Source organism: Tenacibaculum aiptasiae (genome assembly GCF_008806755.1).
Classification (GTDB): Bacteria; Bacteroidota; Bacteroidia; order Flavobacteriales; family Flavobacteriaceae; genus Polaribacter; species Polaribacter aiptasiae.
In genome coordinates, this window is the sequence record NZ_WAAU01000072.1 from 1 (window position 1) to 501 (window position 501).

The 501-nt window shown below is 33.9% G+C and carries 1 protein-coding gene; it reads right to left on the bottom strand.

Annotation, left to right across the window (positions count from 1 at the left end):
- Positions 1–501 (bottom strand): condensation domain-containing protein (locus F7018_RS18005; protein ID WP_150901489.1); only part of this gene is annotated, 501 nt, incomplete at both ends.

Here is a 501-nt window from a genome sequence, read left to right on the forward strand (position 1 = left end):
CTCTTGTTTCTCCCAAATCTAACTGATCATAGGAATAAAAAACATCAAATAAAGGATTTCGACCAGACTCTCGAGATAACGATAAAGCATCTACTAATTCATCATATGGATATAATTGATTATCAAAAGCTTCTAAGGTATTCTCTTGGACTATTGATAAATAATCTTTAAAACTTAAAGTAGATCTTACTTGATTACGAAGTGCTAACGTATTGACAAACATTCCTACTATACCCTCTAAATCCGAATGATGACGTCCAGCTGTTGGGGTACCCACTACAATATCTGAACTATTAGAAAGTTTACTCAAGAAAATATTATACAACGTTAAAAACAATGTATACATCGTTACCCCCTCTGAACTTGCCAAAGAACGTAATCCAATACTCTGTGAGTCACTTAATTCTATACTGTAAACTCCTCCAGCACTACTGGTATGAATAGGCCTTGGATAATCTGTTGGTAATTCTAAAGTGGTTAACTCTGTTGAATAACACTCTA